At 72.8% G+C, this 1,190-nt stretch carries 1 protein-coding gene; it reads left to right on the top strand.

Annotation, left to right across the window (positions count from 1 at the left end; all coding sequences use genetic code 11):
* Positions 1–1,062, top strand: a 1,062-nt coding sequence (locus U4E84_RS17965) for an ATP-binding cassette domain-containing protein (protein ID WP_322533435.1), incomplete at its 5' end; no start/stop codon positions are given.
* Between the last annotated feature and the right edge of the window lie 128 nt (positions 1,063–1,190).

Raw genomic sequence — 1,190 nt, 5'->3', positions numbered from 1 at the left:
TCGCACAAGCTCGGGGAGGCGCTGTCGGCGGCCGACGAGATCACGGTCCTCCGCGACGGCGTCAACGTCGGCACGGTCGCGTCCGACGACGTGACCCGCGAGGACCTCGCGCAGATGATGGTCGGCCGCGAGGTGCTGATGGACCCGGCGACGACGCCGCAGGAGCCGGGCGACACGGTGCTCGAAGTGACCGACCTCCGCGTCGAGGACGACCGGGGCGTCGAGGCGGTGTCGGACCTCTCGTTCGCGCTCCGGGGCGGCGAGATACTCGGGATCGCGGGCGTCGACGGGAACGGTCAGTCCCAGCTCGTCGAAGCGGTCACGGGCCTGCGCGAGTCCGCGTCCGGAGCGGTACGGTACCGCGGCGAGTCGATGGTCGGGAAGACGCGCCGCGACCGGATCGACCGCGGGATGGCGTTCATCCCCGAGGACCGACAGGAGCGCGGCCTCGTGATGTCGTACGACCTCACCGAGAACGGCATCTTGGGGAGCCAACACGACCCGCCGTTCGCGAACGGCGGCCGGCTCGACTGGCGCGCCGCCCGCGACCACGCGGAGTCGGTCATCGAGCAGTACGACGTCCGGCCGCCGGACGCCGAGGCGGAGGCCGAGTCGCTGTCGGGCGGCAACCAGCAGAAGTTCATCGTCGGCCGCGAGTTCGAGCGCGACCCCGCGCTGGTCGTCGCGACCCACCCGACCCGCGGCGTCGACATCGGGTCGACGGAGTTCCTCCACGACCGGCTGCTCGAGCTGCGCGCCGAGGGGAAGGCCGTCCTCCTCGTCTCCTCGAAGCTCGACGAGGTACAGGGCCTCTCCGACCGCCTCGCGGTGATGCACGAGGGCGAGTTCACCGGCGTCGTCGACCCCGCGACCGTGACCGAAGAGGAGATCGGGCTGCTGATGGCCGGCGAGTCCCTCGACGACGACTCCGTCGAGGGGGCCGCGATCCACGACGACGCCGTCGGCGGGGCGGGCGACACGCCCGGTGACGGGATCGACGCCTCGACCGGCGACGACGGGATCGACGCCTCGACCGGCAGCGACGAGGGGGTGGACGCGTGAGCGACCCGGACCCCGACGGGGACGGGGGGCCCTCGGTTTTCGCCCGAGTGGTCGCGCCGTTCGTCGACCGGAGCGTCGCGGAGCGGCTCGTCATCAGCGTCGCCGCGATCCCCCCCCCGCTCGTCCTC

The sequence above is a fragment of the Halorubrum sp. AD140 genome, from assembly GCF_034497445.1.
GTDB lineage: Archaea > Halobacteriota > Halobacteria > Halobacteriales > Haloferacaceae > Halorubrum.
This window is presented reverse-complemented; position numbering and strand designations above follow the sequence as displayed.